General features: G+C 63.2%; 17 protein-coding genes. 11 read left to right on the top strand and 6 right to left on the bottom strand.

Features of this window, described 5'->3' with window-relative positions:
• The first annotated feature begins 82 nt into the window (after window positions 1-82).
• Window positions 83-1,471, top strand: coding sequence for a MinD/ParA family ATP-binding protein (locus tag ACX80Z_RS07935; protein WP_019481367.1), 1,389 nt, complete (start codon window positions 83-85; stop codon window positions 1,469-1,471).
• A complete protein-coding gene (locus ACX80Z_RS07930) occupies window positions 1,468-2,868 on the top strand; it encodes a mycothione reductase (protein ID WP_459315494.1) in 1,401 nt (466 codons plus the stop codon). Before ACX80Z_RS07935 ends, ACX80Z_RS07930 begins: the two co-directional genes overlap by 4 nt.
• A 24-nt stretch (window positions 2,869-2,892) precedes the next feature.
• Here ACX80Z_RS07930 and ACX80Z_RS07925 read toward each other — a convergent pair whose 3' ends face one another.
• Complete coding sequence (locus ACX80Z_RS07925; RefSeq protein WP_459315493.1) at window positions 2,893-4,701, bottom strand: AMP-dependent synthetase/ligase; 1,809 nt, start codon at window positions 4,699-4,701, stop codon at window positions 2,893-2,895.
• A 136-nt stretch (window positions 4,702-4,837) separates the two neighbouring features.
• Here ACX80Z_RS07925 and ACX80Z_RS07920 point away from each other — a divergent pair, with 136 nt between their 5' ends.
• The 5 genes from ACX80Z_RS07920 (at window position 4,838) to ACX80Z_RS07900 (ending at window position 10,437) form a co-directional block, all read left to right on the top strand.
• Entirely contained in the window at window positions 4,838-5,953 is a 1,116-nt protein-coding gene (locus tag ACX80Z_RS07920) for an ROK family glucokinase (RefSeq protein WP_193353954.1), read from the top strand.
• 536 nt (window positions 5,954-6,489) lie between these two features.
• A complete protein-coding gene (locus ACX80Z_RS07915; RefSeq protein ID WP_459315492.1) occupies window positions 6,490-8,067 on the top strand; it encodes an HNH endonuclease signature motif containing protein in 1,578 nt (525 codons plus the stop codon).
• 156 nt (window positions 8,068-8,223) lie between these two features.
• Window positions 8,224-8,829, top strand: a complete 606-nt coding sequence (locus ACX80Z_RS07910) for a helix-turn-helix domain-containing protein (RefSeq protein ID WP_459315491.1) — start codon at window positions 8,224-8,226, stop codon at window positions 8,827-8,829.
• Window positions 8,822-9,553: a B3/B4 domain-containing protein gene (locus tag ACX80Z_RS07905; protein ID WP_459315489.1), complete on the top strand. Its 732-nt coding sequence runs from the start codon at window positions 8,822-8,824 to the stop codon at window positions 9,551-9,553. The genes ACX80Z_RS07910 and ACX80Z_RS07905 overlap by 8 nt, the downstream gene beginning before the upstream one ends.
• On the top strand, window positions 9,550-10,437 hold the full coding sequence (locus ACX80Z_RS07900) for an EamA family transporter (RefSeq protein ID WP_459315488.1): 888 nt from the start codon (window positions 9,550-9,552) through the stop codon (window positions 10,435-10,437). Before ACX80Z_RS07905 ends, ACX80Z_RS07900 begins: the two co-directional genes overlap by 4 nt.
• Before the next feature lie 36 nt (window positions 10,438-10,473).
• On the opposite strand, the gene ACX80Z_RS07895 is transcribed toward ACX80Z_RS07900, so the two are convergent.
• Entirely contained in the window at window positions 10,474-10,953 is a 480-nt protein-coding gene (locus tag ACX80Z_RS07895) for a hypothetical protein (protein WP_459315486.1), read from the bottom strand.
• Complete coding sequence (locus tag ACX80Z_RS07890; RefSeq protein ID WP_019481357.1) at window positions 10,950-11,714, bottom strand: alpha/beta hydrolase; 765 nt, start codon at window positions 11,712-11,714, stop codon at window positions 10,950-10,952. The genes ACX80Z_RS07895 and ACX80Z_RS07890 overlap by 4 nt, the downstream gene beginning before the upstream one ends.
• A 132-nt stretch (window positions 11,715-11,846) precedes the next feature.
• On the opposite strand from ACX80Z_RS07890, the gene ACX80Z_RS07885 reads away from it, so the two are divergent.
• Complete coding sequence (locus ACX80Z_RS07885) at window positions 11,847-12,665, top strand: lysophospholipid acyltransferase family protein (RefSeq protein ID WP_083850796.1); 819 nt, start codon at window positions 11,847-11,849, stop codon at window positions 12,663-12,665.
• A gap of 179 nt (window positions 12,666-12,844) precedes the next feature.
• Window positions 12,845-14,164 carry a class II 3-deoxy-7-phosphoheptulonate synthase gene (locus ACX80Z_RS07880; protein WP_116778148.1) on the top strand — a complete coding sequence of 440 codons (1,320 nt, stop codon included), beginning with the start codon at window positions 12,845-12,847 and terminating at the stop codon, window positions 14,162-14,164.
• 132 nt (window positions 14,165-14,296) lie between these two features.
• On the opposite strand, the gene ACX80Z_RS07875 is transcribed toward ACX80Z_RS07880, so the two are convergent.
• Together ACX80Z_RS07875 and ACX80Z_RS07870 are read right to left on the bottom strand one after the other, a co-directional pair.
• Window positions 14,297-16,414 carry a protein kinase domain-containing protein gene (locus ACX80Z_RS07875; RefSeq protein ID WP_459315485.1) on the bottom strand — a complete coding sequence of 706 codons (2,118 nt, stop codon included), beginning with the start codon at window positions 16,412-16,414 and terminating at the stop codon, window positions 14,297-14,299.
• An 82-nt stretch (window positions 16,415-16,496) separates the two neighbouring features.
• A complete protein-coding gene (locus ACX80Z_RS07870) occupies window positions 16,497-17,882 on the bottom strand; it encodes a LysM peptidoglycan-binding domain-containing protein (protein WP_459315484.1) in 1,386 nt (461 codons plus the stop codon).
• Between the two features lie 263 nt (window positions 17,883-18,145).
• On the opposite strand from ACX80Z_RS07870, the gene ACX80Z_RS07865 reads away from it, so the two are divergent.
• Window positions 18,146-18,499, top strand: a complete 354-nt coding sequence (locus tag ACX80Z_RS07865; RefSeq protein ID WP_019481350.1) for an Rv2175c family DNA-binding protein — start codon at window positions 18,146-18,148, stop codon at window positions 18,497-18,499.
• Window positions 18,500-18,530: 31 nt separating this feature from the next.
• Here the strand turns inward: ACX80Z_RS07865 and ACX80Z_RS07860 are convergent, their stop codons facing one another.
• Window positions 18,531-19,655 (bottom strand): polyprenyl synthetase family protein, encoded by a 1,125-nt coding sequence (locus ACX80Z_RS07860; protein WP_459315483.1) that lies wholly within the window; start codon window positions 19,653-19,655, stop codon window positions 18,531-18,533.
• 109 nt (window positions 19,656-19,764) lie between these two features.
• Here ACX80Z_RS07860 and dinB point away from each other — a divergent pair, with 109 nt between their 5' ends.
• Entirely contained in the window at window positions 19,765-20,976 is a 1,212-nt protein-coding gene (gene dinB, locus ACX80Z_RS07855) for a DNA polymerase IV (protein WP_279325264.1), read from the top strand.
• Window positions 20,977-21,201: the final 225 nt, after the last annotated feature.

Here is a 21,201-nt window from a genome sequence, read left to right as displayed (position 1 = left end):
GGCCGTGCGGGTTCTGGTGCGCTAGTGTTTGGCTGGAGACCACGGCGCATTTGGCGCGCCATCTTCGAACCTGTGAGGAACTATGGCCCCGCAAGATCCGTCCGGTACCGGCCCGGACATTGACCCATCCGACGACACTCAGTCCGACCTACCGGAGACTGATTCTCCTCACGCCGGGGACAACGCGGATGCTTCCGTCTCCGTGGGTCGCGATCCCGAGGGTCGAGGATCGGTTGACCACGAGTTGGCGACCGATCATGGAGCGTTGACCGGCCTTCCGGTCGACTACACCTCGGCGCTGCCCCTCGGGAACGCCGACGCCCCGGCACTGCCATCCGCGGTGCCGTCGGTGCTGGCCGCGCCTGCGGCTAAGGCGCCGGAAACTCCTGCGACGCCTTCAGTTTCCGCGACGCCTACAGTTTCTGCGGCGGCTGAGCCGGCGGCGGATCTTGCGGGCTGGTTCCCCTCGGCTACTGCCACGCCCCCGGTCGAGCGGCCAGCCGCTGAGACCACTGAAGCGCGCAGCGCCCGCCGGCAGAAGGAAACCGGTCCTGAAACCGCCGCCTCACTGACGTCTGAGCGGCTCCTTGAGGTAACGAAGCGTCCCCCTGTTGACGGCTGGCGCAAGCTCCTCCATACGCTGAGCTTTGGCTATCTGAACCTCGGCGATTCTGACGCCGTCCGGATCCGCCGCGCACTGGAGCACCGGATTTCGGTGCGGTTGGGGGAGCGCACCCGCTATGTTCCTGTGCTGTCGCGGAAAGGCGGGGTGGGAAAGACCACTGTCACCACGCTGCTTGGCATGACGCTGGCCCAGGTCCGCGAGGACCGCATCATTGCGATGGACGCCAACCCGGACCGGGGGACGCTCTCCGATCGTTCGCCCGGCAAGGCCGACTTCACAGCCCGCCAGTTGGTGCAGAACCGGTTCATGGTGGATTCCTTCGCCCAGCTCTCCAGCTATGTGGCTCGCGAAGGGTCCCGGCTGCATGTGCTGGCCTCCGATACGGACCCGGCAATCGCCCAGGCATTCGACGACGCCGACTACCGCGCGGTCACCGATATCCTGAGTCGCTACTACTCGATTGTGCTGACCGATTCGGGCACCGGCATGGTGCACTCGGTGATGAAGGGAACCCTCGAGAAGGCCGACGCCGTCGTGCTGGTTTCCGGCGGAAGTGTGGACGAGGCCCGGCTGGCTTCCGAAACCCTGTCTTGGCTCGAGGCACACGGACGCCACGACCTGGTGGCTAGTGCCATCGTCGTGATCAACCTGTCCTCCGGGAACGGAACCCAGGTGAACGTGACCGAAATCGAAGAGCACTTCCGGTCCCGAGTCAGCACCGTTGTCCGCATTCCCTACGACCGTCATCTGGCAGAAGGTTCACAGGTGGACCTGGCCCGGCTGAAACCGGCAACGCGGGATGCTGTCGTCGAACTTGCGGCGCTGGTCGTCGACGAACTGCAGTGACTCACTACGACCTGGCGATAGTCGGTTCCGGTTCCGGCAACAGCCTGATCACCCCCGACTGGGATGACCGAAAAGTGGCGTTGATCGACGGCGGCGTGTTCGGCGGGACCTGCCTGAACGTCGGCTGTATACCGACCAAAATGTTCGTCTTTCCTGCCGAACTGGCCACCGGGGCACAAGAGGCGCAGTCACTCGGTGTCGACCTTGAGCTCCGCGACGTCAGGTGGAGGGCCATCAGGGACCGCATCTTCTCTCGGATCGACGCGATTTCCCGGGACGGCAGACGATACCGGGCAGACGAGCTGGACAACGTCACCCTGTACCAGGAATACGTGCGGTTCACGGGGGAGAAGTCCTTCGTCACCGCGACGGGCGAGGAGATCCACGCGGACCAGATCGTCATCGCAGCGGGATCACGGGCGGTGCTACCGGACATTCCGGGAATCACCCTTCCGCAGGTGCATACCTCGGACACCATCATGCGGTTGGATGAGTTGCCGGCGCGGATCCTCATCATCGGCGGCGGCTACATTGCCGCCGAATTCGCTCACATCTTCGGCGCATTTGGCTCAGCTGTCACCATGGTTAACCGCTCCGGCAGCCTGTTACGTACCCTCGACGACTCCGTCTCGGAAGCGTTCACCGCGGAGGCGCTTCGCCGGTGGGACGTCGTCCTCAATCACACCGTCGCCTCACTGACCGCCAACGACGACGGATCCGTGCACGCGGTAATCGACGGACCCGAAGGTCAGGAACTGGACGTCGACGTCGTGCTGGTGGCCATCGGCAGGGTGCCGAACACCGACCGGTTGGGAGCCGCCGACGTCGGGCTCGATCTCGATACTGAGGGTCGCCTGGTCGTGGACGGACACCAGCGGGTCCTCCGCGACGGTTCGCCTATCGACGGGCTATGGGCCCTGGGTGACGTCAGCAACCGGTTCCAGCTCAAACACGTCGCCAACCATGAGGCGCGGGTCGTCTCGCACAACCTGATCCATCCTGGCAGTCTGCGCACCAGTGACCACCGGTTTGTTCCGGCGGCGGTGTTCACGCACCCTCAGGTAGCGGTTGTCGGCCTGACCGAAGCTGAAGCACTGGCGAAGGCCGAGGCTGAAGGCTTTGAGATCACTGTTGCCGTCCAGCAATACGGGTCGACGGCGTTCGGCTGGGCGATGGAGGACACCACCGGTTTTGTGAAGCTGATCGCCAACCAACGCACCGGCATGATTCTCGGCGCCCACATCATGGGCCACGAGGCGTCAATGATCATCCAGCCGGTCATCCAGGCGATGTCCTTCGGACTCGATGCCCAAACCATGGCCAGCGGACAGTACTGGATTCACCCGGCCCTCACGGAAGTAGTCGAGAACGCTCTACTGTCCCTGAAGACCGGGTAAATCAGCTACCGATCTCCGGCTGCGCTAGGCGCGAGGGGCCGAGTAGATGCCCTCGACCACCGAGGAGTAATCCTTCAGGACCTGGGCCCGCTTGATCTTCAGGGATGGGGTCAGGTGCCCGCTGGTCTCGGTGAAGTCGGTGGCCACAATTCTGAACGCCTTGATTGACTCGGCTTGCGAGACGTTCGCGTTGGCCTGATCCACCAGTTGCTGCACTTCGGCGGTAACCAGTGGGTGTTCGGCGGCCTGAGCCACGGTGGTGTTCTTGGGTAGCTGGTGGCGCTCAAGCCAGCCCGGCAGAGCCTCTTCGTCAAGGGTGATCAGGGCCGAGATGAAGGCCCGGTGATCGCCGACGACAACGCACTGCGATACCAGGGCGTTGGATCTGATGGTGTCTTCCAGCTGTGCGGGGATGACGTTCTTGCCACTTGCGGTGACGATGATTTCCTTCTTGCGACCGGTGATTTTCAGGAATCCGTCGCCATCCAGCTCGCCGATATCGCCGGTGCGGAACCAGCCGTCGGCGAAGGTTTCTTCGGTGAGGTCATCGCGATTGTAGTAGCCGCGCATCACGCAGACGCCCTTGGCGAGGATTTCGCCGTCGTCGGCAATCTTCACTGCGTTGCCGGGAAGCGGCGCCCCGACCATGCCGATCTTGATCTTCTTCGGTGTGCTCACGGTGATTGGTGCCGTGGTCTCGGTGAGGCCGTACCCCTCGAGGACCATCAGGCCAATGCCGTGGAAGAAGTGACCCAGCCGGTCGCCCAGTGGTGCGCCGCCGGAGACGGCATGCTCCACGCGGCCGCCCATGGCTTCGCGGATCTTGCTGAAGAGGATCCGGTCAAAGACCGCGTGTTTTACCTTGAGCGCCAGCGGTACCTTGCCGGCCTGGTCGGCTTTGGACCATTCGATGGCCACCTTGGCGCCGGCGTGGAAGATCTTGCCCTTGCCGCCGTCCTCGGCTTTGAGCATCGAGTTGTTGTAGACCTTCTCGAACACGCGGGGGACGGCGAGGATGAAGGACGGCTTGTAGCTCTGCAGATCCGGGAGCAGGTTCTTGACATCGGGGGTGTGGGCCACGGTAGCGCCGACAGACACACACAACACGGAGATGAACCGGGCGAATACGTGGGCCAGGGGGAGGAACATGATGGTCTGGGCACCCTCGTGGGCTACCTCGGGGAGGGCTGCCCCGGCGTTCACCGACAGCTCGACGAAGTTCCCGTGCGTCAGCTCGCACCCCTTGGGCTTGCCTGTGGTGCCCGACGTGTAAATGATGGTGGCGACGTCGTCGAGCCCCGCGGTCCGACGGCGGTCTTCCAGCGCTTGATCATCGATGTCGGTACCGGCGCCGCGCAGGGGATCCAGGCCGTTGTTGTCCAGCTGCCACACGTGCTGAACACCGGGGATGTTCGCTGCGGCTGCCGCCTGGCGCACCACGTTCTCATGGCGGGCCGATTCGACGAAGGCAGCGACCGCGCCCGAATCCTCAAGGATCCAGCCCACCTGTGAGGGTGATGAAGTTTCGTAGACGGGTACTGAGATGGCTCCGGCAAACCAGATCGCGAAGTCCACCAGCGACCACTCGTACCGGGTGCGAGCCATGATCGCCACGCGGTCGCCGGCCTGGACGCCGCTGGCCATCAGGCCTTTTGCGAGGAGCTGGACGTCAGCGAGGAATTCAGTCGCCTGGATGTTCTGCCACTCTCCGGCGTTGTCCTTTTTGGAGAACAACGCTGGGTTGGACGGCTTTGCAGCCTGTTTGACAACCAGCTCCGTGATATTACTGTCACGGGGCGTGTCCACCATTACGGGGACGCTGTATTCGCGCACGACTATCTCCTTTGATATCTCCAAAACTTGCTGGATTTCATTAGCCTATAGGTTCAACCGACGTTAATACTCTCCAGTAATGTACGAATCGGTAACGGTAGGGCAACGCCGATGGCAATCCAGCGGAGGACAACCAATGATCAGGCAGACGGACGCCCCGGCAGTGCCCCGGCTGCGGGGTCAGCTCCGCGCCCCCGGTGGCGGGGGTCTGGGTGCCCGACGGCGGCCTGTTGGCTTCACCGCTGGCTACCCAGATTCGCCCACGTTCCTGCGCCGTGGGCTTGCGATCGGGATCGATATTGGTGGGACCAAGGTGGCAGCCGGCGTCGTCGACATCCACGGCAACATCCTCGCCGAATCCCGCAGGGATACGCCCGGGCACGATCCGAGGCACGTCGAAGCGATCATCGCTGAACTGGTAGCCGAGCTGTCGGTGGGCCACCGGATCCGGTCGGTGGGGATCGGCGCCGCTGGCTGGATGGACCTGACCAACGGGACCGTGCTTTTCAGCCCCCATCTGGCGTGGCGCAATGAGCCCCTGCGCCACAATCTTGAGCGGATCCTTCGGCGGAGGGTGACCGTGGTCAACGACGCCGACGCCGCCGCGTGGGCCGAATGGCGGTTCGGTGCAGGCCAGGGGGAGAGCCGGTTGGTCTGCATCACCCTGGGCACCGGCATCGGCGGAGCCATGATCATGGACGGCGCCCTGGAGCGGGGACGTTTCGGGGTGGCTGGGGAGTTTGGCCACCAGATCATCGTGCCGCAGGGTCACCGCTGTGAATGCGGAAACCGGGGATGCTGGGAGCAGTACGCCTCAGGCAACGCGTTGGGACGGGAGGCGCGGGAGCTTGCGACCGCCAATTCCCCGGTAGCCCAGGCATTGTTGAGGGAAGTCGACGGCGACCCACAGCTCATCACCGGGGCCGTCGTCACCAAGCTGGCGCTGGAAGGAGACCCGGCGAGCCGGGAACTGGTCGACGACGTCGGGCAGTGGCTCGGGCTTGGGCTCGCCAACCTGGCTGCTGCGCTGGACCCGGGAACCTTTGTGGTGGGCGGCGGACTGGGTGCTGCCGGAGATGTGCTGCTGGAACCGGCCCGGCGAGCCTTTGGCCGCAACCTGACGGGTCGAGGGTTCCGCCCGGCTGCGCGGGTGGAAGCTGCAGCGTTGGGGCCTTCTGCCGGGTTGGTGGGGGCGGCGGATCTCTCCAGGTTGAGTCCGCGGTTGAGTCGCGGGCGTGCTGGCCGGAACTAGAACGGGGCTTCTTAGGCGTTCCTGTCCTCCTGAGCGATAAGCGGCAGGCTATTGGTTGCGTTGCGCAACTATGAACGGCTGAAACTGCAAGACGCATCGACTCTCTTGAGTGGAACCGCAATGAGCACCGGACGATGGGCGCTCTTTGTACTTGCCGGAATACTCCTGATCAGCTCTATCATCCGGACGCTGCAGGGGTCTGAGTACCTTTGGGCTACCGGTCTAGCCATGGTGATCACGATGGGAAGTGTGCTTTGGGAACGGCACAAGGACCTAACGAAGAAGGCCCTGGCCGCCAGCCAAGTCGCGGTGTCCCCAAATTCGGCTTTATCGGGCCCTGCTTCGCTGAGTACACTGCTGCAACCGGTGGACTCCAGCGGACTCGTGCACCTTGATGCGCTGCATCTCTCGGTGCAGCGGGTGCCCAGGGGGCGGTCCGGTGATGGTTCTGTGGGCCCGAAAAATAGTTGAAAAAGTTTTTCGGGTGACCCTGAATCGGCCCCTATTTTGTCAGTGGGCGATGATGGAATAAAGATATGAAAGGCAGCGACGCTTCTGCTCCCGGATCGGGATTTTCCCCCGAATCCGGCCCCGGTTCTGGCCCGGATTCTGGCCCCGGTTCCGTCTTCGAGAGCGGGTCCGCGAACACTGCTTCGGGGAATGCGGGTGGGTACGGTCCGGGCGGTCCGCTGGGCGGGGAAGCGACCTGGACCGCTCCGACCGGGCCGGGGGCTCCGGTGCCGTTGTCTGGCCAGGTGTCGGTCGCGGCGATGGTGACGTTGAACGCGGGGCAGACCGTGAACCTGCTCAAGACGCTCTCAGCGTTGCGGTCCTGGGTCGATGCGCAGGAAGCCAAAGCGGCCACCCACCTTCATGACCTGATGGCCGAGGAACACCCGTGGGCCGAAGACCAGGACCACACTCACGCCCTGGCTGCGTCGGAGATCGGTGCGGCGCTGCGCATCCCGGAGCGCACTGCTGGTTCTCTGCTTGACCATAGTGAGCTGCTGGTCCGCGATTACCGGGCCACCCTGACCGCGTTGGAGAATGGCAGGTTATCGCGCCGTCACGCGTGGGCGGTGGTCGGGGAAGCGATCGGTATCCCGGATACCGTTCCCGCCGTGATGGCCGCATTCGAGGCCCAGCTCATCGGTCTGGCCTGCAAGACCACGGTGGCGAAGTTTTACCGCCAGGCCCAACGGTTACGTGACATCTTCCACCCAGAATCGATCACCCTGCGGCACCGGAAGGCGCTCCAGGACCGGCGCGTGTATCTGGACCCGGCGCAGGACGGGATGGCCTGGCTCCAAGCCTTCCTGCCCACCGAACAAGCCGCCGGGATCTTCCACCGCGTCGACACCGCAGCCCGTAACCTGCAAGGCCCCGACGAATCCAGGACCCTCACCCAGTTACGCGCCGACGTCCTCGTTGACGTCCTCACCAGCGCCGGACCCACCGGACACATGAGTGAAGCACCCGACCCAGCTGGCCCAGCTGGCCCTGGTGCTGCCGCTGGGACCGAACCTGATACTGCCGCTGGGGCCGGCCCGGGTGCTGACCGGAGCTGGCCGGGAACAGCTAGTCAGTCGGGGGAGGCCAGCACGTATTGGGGTGTGCAGGCGAAGGTGTTCGTCACAGTCCCGGTGATGACTCTCCTCGGTGGGGATGCTCCCGGTGAATTGGAAGGCTACGGGCCGATTGATCCGGAGACCGCACGTCAGCTCGCCGGCCACGCACCATCGTTCACCAGAATCCTCACCCACCCCTTCACCGGGGCCAGGCTCGGCGCCGATGCGACCACGTACCGGGTCCCGCAGGACCTAAAGGATGCGGTCCGGGTCCGGGACGGAACCTGTCGGCATCCGGGATGTAACCGGTTGGCGGTGTTCTGCGAACTCGACCACACCACCCCCTGGTCCCAAGGCGGCAAAACCAGCTACGGGAACCTGGCGGCCCTGTGTAAACGCCACCACATGTTCAAAACCGAAGGCTACTGGCACTACCAACAACCCGAACCCGGGACCATCATCGCGATCTCACCGCTCGGCGAAACCTACCTCACCCGACCAGACCCACCACCAGCACCACCACCCGACATACCCCCGCCCTTCTGAGAGTGCGCCCCCGATTATCGTTGACTGCTTAGAGTGCTTCCGGCGACGTAGGCAGCGTCGGACCACAGGCGGCGCCCATCCAGACAGCAGTCGCGCTCGACAACGCATACTGCACTGATAATGCATACTGCACTCAAAGTGCAGTATGCTGCACTTATGGTAAGTAACCCCACTGCGCTTGCGGCAGCAATTGGCAGCCGCATCAAACAAGAGCGCCACTCCCGATCCCTGACTCTTGATCAGCTTGCAGACGCTGCTGGCGTGAGTCGTCGCATGCTGATCAATGTGGAGCAGGGTGCCACCAACCCGAGTGTAGGAACACTGTTGAGGTTGAGCGACGCTCTCGGCATCGGGCTGCCTTCGCTGGTTGAGTCTCCATCGGCGAAGCCCGTGACAGTTACACGCAGCGGTGAAGGTGCCGCCCTCTGGACTTCCGAAGCCGGTGGCAGGGGGACGCTGGTGGCAGGCTCCGAGTCACCCGACGTCGTCGAACTTTGGGACTGGACATTCGTGCCGGGGGACCGCCACGAGAGCGAGCCACACTCCAAGGGAACCAAAGAGTTTCTCCAGGTGCGGCAAGGTTCGATCACAGTGCAGGTGGGGGAGCAGACAATAGTGCTCGAAACCGGGGACGCCGTGTCGTTTCCCGGGGACGTTGCCCACTCGTACGCGAATGTAACCATGGAACCGGCCACGTTCACCATGGCAGTTTTCGAGCCCGGTGTAGGGCTGAGCCACCGAGAAGCAACAACCAATGAATGATCGGAGCAGCTTGCGCCAGGTTGTGGAATCCAGCCGCGTTGACCCGGAAGTGTTCTTGCTTCGTCCGGACTATCGTGCTGTGCTGATCGCCGCCGATGGTCTGGTGCCAGGGCCCAGCGACCAGACAAGCGAGGACCTCCTCAGTCACACTGAAGGTTTCGCCCGTGAGCTCCTCAAAACTACTCCGGTTGAGCAACTTGCACACGTCGCTGCGTGGCGGGACACCTATCGCGGTTTCGGGGCCGAGCCGCAACGAACGCGCAACAGTCTGGAGGCCCTCCTGCGGAGGTCAGCCACCGGGCTCCCACGCGTCAACCGACTCACCGACATCTACAACGCCATCTCAGTCCTCCACCAGGTCCCCTTGGGTGGCGAGGATCTCACCGGTTACGCTGGCCCACCCCGCCTGACCCTCGCCAGGGGAACCGAACCGTTCGACACCGCGACCGGGGGCGAGGAAACGGTCGAGTTTCCGGAACCTGGCGAAGTGGTCTGGAGGGATGACACAGGAGTGACGTGCCGGCGCTGGAACTGGCGGCAAGGGCGGCGGACACAGCTCAAAAACAATACCGAAACCGCGCTTTTCATCCTGGATGCTCTTGAGCCGATGACTGACCACGCTCTGCAACTCGCAGCGGATGCGCTTGCCTCCCACCTCAGCCAACTCGGCCCCGACGTGCAGACCGCCAGCCGGCTGATCCGTCCCGAACCGATCAAATCATGACCAGAACGTCACCCGTCCCGCCCTGGGGGCTTGCGATAACGGCGATGTTCTCAGTCCAGCTAGGTTCTGCTCTGTCGGTGGACCTGATTGGCGCTGTCGGCCCGGGCGGAACCGCATGGCTGCGCTTGAGCATGGGAGCAATCATCCTGATCGCTCTGGTCCGTCCACCACTTCGCTCGATCCGCCGCCAGGACGTGCCCACCATTATCGGTCTGGGTCTGGCTACGGGTCTGATGACCATCGGGTTCCTCGCGGCACTGGAGCACATCCACCTCGGCACCGCCGTCGCAATCGAGTTTCTCGGACCATTGACCGTGGCAGCTCTGCGAAGCCACCGCAAGAGGGCGCTGCTCTGGCCGGGTCTCGCCCTGATCGGTGTGATTCTCATGACCGAACCCTGGCAGGGGACTTTCAATGTGACGGGAGTCGGCTTCGCGGCGATGGCGGCCGTGGGGTGGGCCGTCTACATCCTTCTCACTCAACGCATCGGCGACCGTTTCAACGGAATCGCCTCGCTCTCCCTGACGGTGCCAATCGCGGCGGTTGCCGCGGCCGTCGTCGGGGTCCCTCAAGCCATTGGCCACATCACGCCAGGCATCCTCGCCGCCGCGCTGGGCCTGGCCGTGCTGCTCCCGGTGCTGCCCTTCGCACTGGAGATGCTCGCACTACGCCGGATGACCCCTACAGCCTTCGGAACGCTGATGGCACTGGAACCTGCGTTCGGAGTGCTGCTGGGACTGATAATTCTTCAACAACACGTGGGAGTCCCGCAGCTGGCGGGCATTGCACTGGTAGTACTGGCCGGTGCGGCCGCCCAACGAGGCGGGAGCCGCCTTCAACCAGCCAGGATCGACTCGGCCACCCCGGTACACATCACCGGCTGACCACTCCGGCTCGGTCATACGGAACGCGGCAGCTACCTATACTTCGGCGCCGTTGTCTCCGTGATCGCGGGTCTTGGGGAGCCTCAGGATCAGGAACGCCACCGACACCAGGAAGATGGCCAGCACCCCCAGCATCATCGTGAGCGGGGCGGCGCGCCAGAACATGGCGAGTAAAAGCAAAGCGATCGGTCCACCCACTGCGCCGAACCAGGCGAGGACCAGCAGCGGCTCCCCGGTACCCAGCGCCGGCGGCTCCGGCGGATGATAACCCTCGTCTTCGTCGTCGTCGGGCTCCTCGGGGGTATAGTCCCGCGGACCACTGGGGGAGCGGCGGGGCTGATTCTCAAACAGAGCCCGCATCCGGTCCTGATCGGACAAACCCGCATCAACGTTCTGTTCCGGTGCCGAACTGGCTGCAGCCTCCGGCGCGGTGGGCGTCTGCTCCAACCGGGCCACCAGATCCTGCCACACGGCATCGTCAGTGGACTCGTTGGGTTCCTGACCTCGGGATGTCATGCGGTGCTACCTGCCGTCACGTGCTGGATAAATTGCGCTGACCGTTCAAAAATCAACTGCGCGTCATGGTCCATGGTCGCAACATGGTAGCTGTTCTCCAAACGCACAATCTCAAGAGCTTTGCTACCAATCCGCTGTTGCAGCACCTCCAGGCTGCTTTCCGGCACGATCGGGTCCACCGATGAGCGAAAAACCAGCGTGGGCGCGGTCACTGACGGGAGCAGGTTGACCGTCTCCCTGAATAGTCGGCCGAGCTGTGCGACAGCAGCAACGGGGGTCCGCGCGTACGCGCCCTCGTCGAGCCCTTCCTTCTTGATGTTGTTGGCGATGGCTGGCACCGATCGCATCACAAACTTCAGCACCCCGGCGTAACGTGCGCGCGGATCGGCGATGGTGAGACCAGGATTGACGACGACGACGCCGGCCACCGGCTGCAGGGCCGCCAACCGCAGTGCAAGGGTCCCGCCCATTGACAGGCCGGCGACGACGATCTTCTCGGTTGACTGTGCCAACTCCCGGTAACTCGTCTCATAGCTGGCGTACCAGCGCTGCCAAGGGGTGCGGGCAAGTTCCTGCCAGGTGGTGCCATGGCCGTCGAGCAGAGGGAGCCGCACTGCGTACCCCTGATCGGCTAGATACTGGGCCCAATCGAGCAGGCTAACCGGAGAACCGGTGAAACCGTGACTCAGGAGGATGCCGATGCGCGACGCCTCCCCGAAACCGTCGGAAGAGAAGGCGACGGGACCCGCGCTGGATGTCATAGCCCCATCGTGCCACCTGCCACCAATGCCTTACCAGCGAATCCGTTCCTTAGAGTAGTCTCTCAAGGAAAAGCGCGATCGACTGTGGGGTAATCCGCCGTGATCCCGCTCGGGTCGAGGAAGGCTGTCAGCGTGTTTTATTGGTTCATGAAGCGGATCATCGTAGGTCCGATTCTGGGTCTCCTCTTCCGGCCCTGGGTGAAGGGAATGGACAACGTCCCACTGGATGGTCCGGCGGTGCTGGTCAGTAACCACCTCTCCTTCTCAGACTCGATTTTCCTTCCGATCGCAGTGCCCCGGCCGGTGATCTTCCTGGCCAAGTCCGAGTACTTCACGGGTAAGGGCATCAAGGGAAAGCTCACCGCGATGTTCTTCAGACTCTCGAACCAGCTGCCGATGGACCGCTCAGGCGGTGCTGCTTCGTCGAGTTCGCTGAGCGCGGGTGAAGCGGTGCTGAACAATGGCGGGATCCTGGGTATCTATCCCGAAGGAACGCGCAGTCCCGACGGCCGGCTGTATCGAGGAAAGACCGGCGTGGCCAAACTGGTGCTCGCCACCGGGGTGCCGGTGATACCGGTAGCGATGATCGGCACGGACAAGGTACAACCTATTGGCCGGCGAATCCCCAACATTCGCAGGATCGGCATCATCGTCGGCGAACCTCTCGATTTTTCCCGGTACGAAGGTCTCGCCGAGGATCGTTTTGTTCAGCGGTCCGTGACCGACGAGATCATGTACGAACTGATGCGACTCTCCGGCCAGGAGTATGTGGACGTGTACGCGAGCAGTGTGAAAGAAAAGCTTGCGGCCGCGAAGAGCTCCGAGAAGAAGGCGCACGGCAAATCCGCCTCCGCCGCCCCGACAGCCGCGGAGCAGGACACCAACCAGAAGTCTTTGCGCAGCAGGCTCACCAGTATCAAATTGCCGGTCTGGCTGAGCCGGAAACGGTAGTCCGGCTGCTGGGTCAGGAAGCGTGGCGCCCGGCACAATGTGACGTGCTGCTCCGCTGCGTGACGGTCCCGGCAGCGGCGGGGATGTAGACCCATTAGGCTTAACCGGTGACTGATATCTTCGCACCCACCGAAACCACCGTTCCTCCAGCAGGGCAGAGCAGCCCGCAGGCAAGCGCGATGCTTGACAACTGGCGCCAGCTGCCCATTTCGCAGCAGCCCACCTGGCAGGACCCCAGCGTGTATTCGGCCTCCGTCAAAGAACTTTCCACCCTTCCTCCACTGGTCTTCGCCGGCGAGGTCGACGTGCTGCGTGACCGCCTGGCCGCCGCTGCCCAGGGCAAGGCATTCTTGCTGCAGGGCGGTGACTGCGCCGAAACCTTCGAGGGCGCAACCGCAGATCGGATCAGCGCCCGTGTGCGCACCATTCTGCAGATGGCAGTGGTCCTGACTTACGGTGCATCACTGCCGGTGATCAAGATGGGCCGGATGGCTGGGCAGTTCGCCAAGCCACGTTCATCCAACGATGAGACCCGCGAAGGCGTGACGCTTCCGGCGTACCGCGGCGACATGGTCAACGGCTACGAGTTCACCCCTGAGTCGCGTGGGCATGATGCTTCCCGCATGGTCAAGGCGTACCACACGTCCGCTTCCACACTTAACCTGATCCGTGCCTTCACCCAGGGCGGTTTTGCGGATCTACGCCTGGTCCACCACTGGAACAAGGGTTTCACCGCCAACCCAGCCCATTCTCGCTACGAGTCGTTGGCCGGTGAAATCGACCGCGCGGTCCGGTTCATGGATGCCTGCGGCACCGACTTCGAGGCACTGAAGAGGGTCGAGTTCTTCGCCAGCCATGAAGCGCTCCTGCTCGACTACGAGCGGGCGCTGACGCGGACCGACTCACGCACCGGGCTCCCGTATGACACCTCGGCCCACTTCCTGTGGATCGGGGAGCGTACCCGTGACATCGACAGCGCCCACATCGACTTCCTGTCGCGGGTTCGGAACCCGATCGGCGTAAAGCTCGGTCCGAACACCTCACCCGACGATGCCCTGGCACTGATCGATAAACTGGATCCCAATCGCGAGCCAGGTCGCCTGACCTTCATTACGCGCATGGGTGCCGGCAACATTCGTGAGAAGCTGCCCCGGCTGGTCGAGAAAGTCACCGACTCCGGCGCGCAGGTCCTCTGGGTATCCGACCCGATGCATGGCAACACGGTGACGTCGCCGAACGGCTACAAGACCCGCAACTTCGACGACGTCATGGACGAGGTTCGCGGTTTCTTCGAGGTGCACAATTCGCTGGGCACCTTCCCGGGCGGCCTCCACGTCGAGATGACTGGCGACGACGTCGCCGAGTGCCTGGGCGGCGCCGACCCCGTAGACCAGGAAGCATTCCTGGAACGCTACGAGTCGGTCTGCGACCCACGCCTGAACCACATGCAGTCCCTGGAGATGGCTTTCCTGGTCGCAGGAGCACTCTCCAAGCGCTAGGCAAGCCGGGCCCACAGGTTCAAACACCGCAGGTTCAAACACCGAAGGTTCGAACACCGAAGGTTCGAAGTACAACAGAGGCGAAGCGGAAACGCTTCGCCTCTGTTGTGTCTAAACCCTGGTGGATCCTTGCTACGTGACGGTGATCGTGACGGTGGAGCCTTCCGGCTGCTCGCCGGTCAGATCCTGCCCTGCGACCAGACCGAGAACCGAACCGCCGAACGTATAGTCCACTACAACAACGAATCCGGCCGCTTCAAGTTCGGCCACGGCTGCCTCTTCCCGCTGGGAGAACACGTTGGGCACCTCAACCAGGCGGGGCCCCAGGGACAGGGTCAGGGTCACCGTCTCCCCACGGGTCAGCTGCCCCCCGGAAGGGCTCTGCCCGACGACGGCGCCCTCGGGTATGTCTCGATTGTTCTCGCCGTCGGGGGCCACCGCTGCCACCAGGCCGGCGGCCTCGATGGCGGCAACGGCGTCGGCGCGCGGCTGCCCGGTCACCACCGGAACCTCAATAGGTTCAGGGCCCTGGGACACGACAAGGTTCACGGCGGTGCCACGCGGAGTCTGATCACCGGCGGCGGGCTCCTGGCTAATGACCAGTCCGTCCTCGACGTCGGCGTTGAACTCCCGGGTAATCTCACCGACTGCCAGCTCGCTGCCGGCCAGTTGTTCTGCGGCGGCAGCCTCACCCCGGTCAACAACATTCGGCACCTCGAACAGTTCGGGGCCTTTCGACACGAACAGCTCGACTGACTGGTAACGGCGGATCTCGGTTTGCGCCGCCGGTTCGCTGCGGATCACCAACCCCGATGCCACTTCGTCGTGAAACTCTTCTTCCGAACGTGGGGCGTCGAAGCCGTTTTGTGCCAGCAACAACTCGGCCTGGTCCACCGAACGGTTGACGACATCGGGCACTGTTGCCAGTGCACCGGGCCCCACCCCGAAAAACCAGCCCAGGCCCGCGGCGAGCCCAGCGAGGAGCAGAAGCAGTACCACCCAGATAGCGTTGCGGCGTCCACGGTTGCCGGGGCGCAGCGCTTTCTCGGGCCGCAGGGCGGCCTTGGCCTGCTGCTTTTGGTAGACCTTGAACTCCCGTCGGGCCTGTTTGTCGGTTCTCTGATCCGACTCGGGAAGTGATTCAGCTTGGGTCTCCGGGATCCGGATGGCTCTGGTGTGCTGAACGTCGTGGGGGATGACCGAGGTCAGGGACTGGTCGGCGCGGATCACCTCGGTGGCGCGGGGTCCGCGGGGAGAGTGAATGATTTCCGTGGCCGAAGCGCCCGCCACTGTCCCGATGACTTCAGTGCCACCCGGCACCGGCGGGGTGGCACCGGTCTGGTCTGCTGCTGCGGCGTGATCAGAGCCCACCGGCAATTCGAAATCCAGTTCCTCGTCAGTGAGGGTGGTCCGGATATGTCGTAGTTCACCCAGCAGGGCGTTCCCGTCGATCGGTCGGTCCTCAGGGTCCACAGCCGTGCACCACTGCACCAGCTCGTCAATGTCCGACGCGAGACCCGGGACTAAGCTCGACGGCGCCGGGACGGTCGAGTTGGCATGTTGGAGCGCTACCCGGATCGGGACATCCCCGGTATATGGTTGCTTCCCCGTCAGCAGCTCAAAGAGGACAATACCCGCAGAATAAATGTCGCTCCGGGCGTCGGCGCCCCCGCCGGTGACCAATTCAGGGGACAGATAGGCCACCGTCCCGATCAGGGTGCCGGTGTTGGTGGTGGTGGAAACGGCCCGCGCCAGGCCAAAGTCAGCGATTTTGATCCGGCCGTTGCTCGCGAGAAGAACGTTTTCCGGTTTGACGTCCCGGTGGACCAACCCGACGTCGTGTGCGGCGCCAAGCCCTTCCACCACAGGGTCCATCATGGCCAGAGCCAGCCGTGGGGTGAGCCTGCCTTTTTCCCGTAGCAGGTCCCTGAGGGTTTTCCCCGGCACATATTCCATCACCAGGTAGGCCAGCGAGCGGTCAGGGGAGTCTTCGACGCCCTGGTCCAGGACACCGACCACGTGCGGGTGGGACAGGCGTGCGGCGGACTTTGCCTCGCGTTCAAAGCGATCGAGGAAGCTCGAGTCTTCAGCGAGATGGGGATAGAGGATTTTGAGGGCCACATCGCGATCGAGCCGCTGGTCGGTGGCCCGGTAGACGGTCGACATGCCGCCTCTGGCAAGGCGCGACAAAACGAGATATCGCCCGTCTACTACTGAGCCAACCAGTGGGTCATTCTGCCGTCCCTGCACCCTTCGATCCTAAGTGCACACATGGAACGGGGTGGAACCGACACCCGATTCCACCCCGATTCACGGCCGTCCGATGGCGTTGCTACCGGAAGTTCGCCTGGTGGGCATTGATGGCGGCAACATAGTTCTTCGTGTCGCTGAACATCCCGTGGGTAGTCACCGAGTACTGGCCCTGGTAGTAGGAAGCGATGGCTTCCTCAAGGCTGGCGCTGGTGCGAATCAGCGACTTCAGGATCGCTACGCCGGCGGTCGCGTTGTCGTAGGGGTCCAGCAGGTTCAGTTTGCGTCCCACAAGGTCGGAGGCCCATTCACCGGACATCGGGATGACCTGCATGGCACCAATGGCGTTGGCAGGCGAAACCGCACGCTGGTTGAAGCCCGACTCCTGGAAGGACACGGCCAGGGCGAGGCTCGGGTCGACGCCCATGGAACGTGCAGTGTCAGCAACGATGGTCTTCATGGCTTCGTTGCCGGGGACCGGCAGGGAGTTGAGCAGGTGCTTGTTGCGGTTTGCTTCGGATACCACGTGCTGCGGGTAGGTGTAGTGCAGGAAGGTGGACGGGACCAGATCTGCTGGCGTATCGGTCTCGGCAGCCGGTGCTGCTTCCGCCGTCGGCGCCGATTTGCCTGGGATGGTCAGCTTGGCGCCGGGGTGGATTATGGTGGTGGCGCTGAGGGCATTGGCTGAGAGCAGATCGCGAAGACTGACGTTGTGCTTGGCAGCGATGGCGCCCAGGGTGTCACCACCCTTGATCGTGTACTTGCCGCCGTTGGCGGCAGGCTTGGCGGGCTGCGGCGCTGCTGGCGCGATTTCGGTTGATGCAACCGAAACCTCAGCGGAACCGCCCAGCTTGATCTTCTGGCCCGGGTGAATGATTGATGACATCGACAGGGAATTGGCTTCCAGCACGGTGCCCAGGCTGACACCGTGGTTGGCAGCGATGGCACTCAGCGTGTCACCGGCCTTCACTGTGTAGGAAGAGCCGGAGGACGGCTTCGTGTCGTTTGCCGGCTTGGCAGCGGGCGTGCTGGAGGATGCGCCAGTGAGCTTGATCTTCTGACCCGGGTAGATGATCGAGCTTGCACCCAGACCATTGGCTTTGAGGACGGCACCGGTTTCCAGGCCGAGCTTCAGTGCGATCCCGCTGATGGTATCGCCGGCCTGCACGGTGTAGGTCTTCGGGGCGCTCTGGGCCGGAGCCAGGAAGGTCGGGATGCGGGTCGCAATAGTGCTCGCCGGGATGGTGAGGCCCGCAGGAGCGGTCACGGCAGGGGCGAGGCGGGGAACCTGCTGTGAGCTCACAGTCACGGGTGCGGCAGCGGCTGGCTGCGCGAGTGCGACGGCGGAGAGCAGTACAGCGGGGATGGCGGCAGTGGATACCGCCACATTGAAACGGTTGGGAATGCGGGTACCTGGGGCCTGGGCCCGGGTTTTAAACAGCGGCGATGATGAGCGCTGGGCAGTCATGGTCAAAATCCTCATCTATGGTCAACGGTACGGGCCGCGCCGATGGCCGAATGGAGACCCGACGGGCATGCCCGTCGGGGACCTCTTTCAAAAACATCTGATGGTGCGCGAGAGTCTGATGTTGTTAGTGTTACTGGTGTGACTCATGAGAATCTACACTAAATGTCACCTAGCACAATAGTTCCGTTCAAACCCGTTACTTGATCATCGGCGTGTCGGATCAAGAAGTGGAGGGATGCCCTCACATCTGGCACCCTTAGGGGGTGAATGAACTCGAAGAACTCGTGCCCGCCTGGCTGAACCTTCCGGAGGTGGCACTTGAGTTGGATGTGCCCATCACCAAGGTCCACGGCCTGCTCGATGAGAAATCGCTAATCGCGCTCCGCAGCACCGAACGAAACGTCAGGAGCGTCCCCGCGGAGTTCATCTTCGAGGGTGCAGTAGTTGACAGTCTCAAGGGGACGATCATCGTCCTCGCTGATTCCGGGTTCAGCGACGAGGATATTGTCAGGTGGTTGTTCACCCCCGACGAGTCACTGCCCGGACGACCTATCGACGCGCTGCGCGAAGGCCGCAAAACCGAAATTCGCCGACGGGCCCAGGCCGCCGCTTGGTAAGCCAGGACGCGTCATCGCCCGGGTTTACCGCCTAAGCTGACCGGCTCACCGCAGCGGTTGCCAACCCGGCAAGGGCCGACCGGCACACCGCATCCAGTTCCAGGCGTTCTAGCGCCTGGGCTGCCGATTCTGAATGTTCGGCAATCAGCGACTCGACCGCGACCAGCGCTCCCGAAGAGGCAATGACGTCGCGCAGTCGTGACACCCCATCGTCGTCGAGATCCGCCTGGCCCAGGGTGCTGTTGATCAGTTCCTGGTCCCGCGGACTCCCGTTCTGAAGCGCCTTGGCGATGAGTAGGGTCCGTTTCCCCTCCCTCAGATCGTCCCCAGCGGGTTTCCCCGTGACAGCTGGGTCGCCGAACACTCCAAGGACGTCGTCCCGAAGCTGGAAGGCTTCACCCAGCGGAAGTGAGAAGGCCGAGTAGCCAGCCAACTGTGCTGCGCCGGCACCACCCAGGGCGCCGCCAAGGCCAAGCGGGTGCTCGATCGAATACTTGGCAGATTTATACCTGACAATCCGCAGTGCCCGCGCGGCGGCATCGTCCGGCGTCCGGTCCGGCCCCACCGCTTCTTCCAGTAGGTCCAGGTACTGGCCAGCCATCACCTCGGTGCGCATCCGGTTGAAGATTGACCGGGCCGCAGTGCCCGACGCCGCACCAGGGCCGATATCCGAGAACTGTTCCTCGCTGAAGGAGAGGCACATATCGCCGGTCAGCACAGCTGCAGATACTCCAAACCGGTCCGAACTTAAATGCCAGCGGTTTCGCTCGTGGAGCGTTCCGAACTGCCGGTGCACGCTGGGGGAGCCGCGTCGGGTATCGGAGCGGTCAATCACATCGTCGTGAATCAGCGCGGCCGCCTGGAAGAGTTCAAGCGCGACGCCGGCCAAAACCGGTTCGCGTGCATCCGAGGATCCTCCGGCCCCTCGAAATCCCCAATAGCAGAGTGAAGCGCGTAGCCTCTTGCCACCCGAAGTCAGTCGGCCAATAGCAGCAGTCAGCTCCAGCGCATCATCGGCAATATCCCCGAGGATTGCCTGTTGGCGCGTGAGGAAGAGGCCAAGGCCTCTAGTCACCTCGGCGCGGTACGTGGACTGCTCATCAGCGATTAGCTGAGCGACTGAGGCGTCCTCGACGAAGGGGGTCCGGTCGGTCATTGGCTCTCCTCAGTGTGCGGATAGGTTTCCGCGTGGGGGTGCGCCGGGCATTCCGCCGGCCGGTTAGTCTGTGGGTTATTCCATCCTACTGACTGGCTACGATTGGACTGTGACAGCCGGGCCCAGGACTAACCTCCCAGATGCAGAGTGCACCATCCTTCATGTGGACATGGACGCCTTCTATGTGGCTGTCGAATTACTGGACCGTCCGGACCTCGTGGGCACACCGGTGATTGTCGGTTCGCCCAGCGGCCGGTCGGTGGTCCTGTCAGCATCTTATGAGGCGCGGCGGTTCGGAGTCCGCTCGGCTATGCCGATGTCGGCCGCCATGCGGTTATGTCCGCAGGGGGTGGTGCTTGAACCCCATCATGAGAAGTATTCGGCAGTCTCACATGGTGTGATGTCGATCTTTGGAACCATCACTCCCTTGGTGGAACAGCTCAGCGTCGACGAAGCCTTCCTGGACATTGCGGGGTCGATGCGTCGGCTCGGTGGGCCGCGCGAAATTGGTGAGCTGATTCGAACAACGATTCGCCGGGAGCTTGGAATTACGGCGAGTGTGGGGGCTGCGACCACCAAATTTGTTGCCAAGATTGCTTCGACCCGTTCGAAGCCCAACGGTCTGCTGGTCATCCCGGGGGAGGAGACTGTGGCGTACCTGCACACCCTTCCCGTGTCAGCGCTCTGGGGTGTTGGCGCCAAAACGCAGGAAGTACTGGCGCGGCTGGGGATCCGCTCCGTGGAGGACCTCGCGCACACCCCACTATCTTCCCTGCGCAAGCTGTTAGGTGTTTCCGGGCAGCACGTCCATGATCTCGCCTGGGGTCGGGATCCGCGCACCGTGACGGTGACCCGCCAGGAGAAGACCATCGGTGCCGAAGAGACATTTGCTGCCGACGTCAGCGACGATCCCACCTTGCATACCGAAATGCTTCGGTTGTCTCATCGGACGGCGGCGAGGCTTCGATCAGCCCATCTTCAGTGCGGCGGAGTCGCAATCAAACTGCGCTACGCGGATTTCTCGACGCTGACGCGGACCAAAAGGCTAAGCGAACCTACTGACAGCGCGAATGCCATCTATGCGGCAGCGATATCGCTGCTGGCAGCTCTGGGGGAGCGTCCCATGAGCGTCCGGCTGGTGGGAGTGCGGGCGGACCAGCTGGAGCCATCGTCGGGACTGGGGCATCAGCTCACCATCGACCGACGGGACGAGAACTGGCGGCTCGCCGAGTCGGCTCTCGATGAGGTCAATCGGAAGTTCGGTAAGTCGGCTATTCAGCCAGCCCAGCTGTTTCGAAAACCGACCGATACGGCTCCCTGAACGCCTCCCTGAAGGACGCTGGCAGCCCCGATTTTCACCCGACAGGGCTGCGACTTTCCCTTGTGGGCATTGCGCTCTATCCTTAGAGCACAGGCCAACATCAACAAGCTACGCCGGTCAATTTGGAACACTCTCAGCGACGATGCCGTCGTAGGGAACCGGATTGATCAGGTACTCGTTAGTTGAGGTGAGGGACCAGGATTAATTATCAGTATGGAGGCAGTG

The sequence above is a fragment of the Arthrobacter sp. TMT4-20 genome (assembly GCF_054510775.1).
The sequence above is the reverse complement of the archived record's forward strand: the minus strand, read 5'-3'. Positions and strand labels throughout refer to the sequence as shown.

Excerpts from the sequence above, each read along its gene's own strand:
- ACX80Z_RS07920 (WP_193353954.1), top strand. The coding sequence starts at position 4,838 with ATGATCAGGCAGACGGACGCCCCGGCAGTGCCCCGGCTGCGGGGTCAG.
- ACX80Z_RS07915 (WP_459315492.1), top strand. The coding sequence starts at position 6,490 with ATGAAAGGCAGCGACGCTTCTGCTCCCGGATCGGGATTTTCCCCCGAA.
- ACX80Z_RS07900 (WP_459315488.1), top strand. The coding sequence starts at position 9,550 with ATGACCAGAACGTCACCCGTCCCGCCCTGGGGGCTTGCGATAACGGCG.
- ACX80Z_RS07880 (WP_116778148.1), top strand. The coding sequence starts at position 12,845 with ATGCTTGACAACTGGCGCCAGCTGCCCATTTCGCAGCAGCCCACCTGG.
- ACX80Z_RS07860 (WP_459315483.1), bottom strand. The coding sequence starts at position 19,655 with ATGACCGACCGGACCCCCTTCGTCGAGGACGCCTCAGTCGCTCAGCTA.
- ACX80Z_RS07890 (WP_019481357.1), bottom strand. The coding sequence starts at position 11,714 with ATGACATCCAGCGCGGGTCCCGTCGCCTTCTCTTCCGACGGTTTCGGG.
- ACX80Z_RS07895 (WP_459315486.1), bottom strand. The coding sequence starts at position 10,953 with ATGACATCCCGAGGTCAGGAACCCAACGAGTCCACTGACGATGCCGTG.
- ACX80Z_RS07910 (WP_459315491.1), top strand. The coding sequence starts at position 8,224 with ATGGTAAGTAACCCCACTGCGCTTGCGGCAGCAATTGGCAGCCGCATC.
- ACX80Z_RS07935 (WP_019481367.1), top strand. The coding sequence starts at position 83 with ATGGCCCCGCAAGATCCGTCCGGTACCGGCCCGGACATTGACCCATCC.
- ACX80Z_RS07905 (WP_459315489.1), top strand. The coding sequence starts at position 8,822 with ATGAATGATCGGAGCAGCTTGCGCCAGGTTGTGGAATCCAGCCGCGTT.
- ACX80Z_RS07870 (WP_459315484.1), bottom strand. The coding sequence starts at position 17,882 with ATGACTGCCCAGCGCTCATCATCGCCGCTGTTTAAAACCCGGGCCCAG.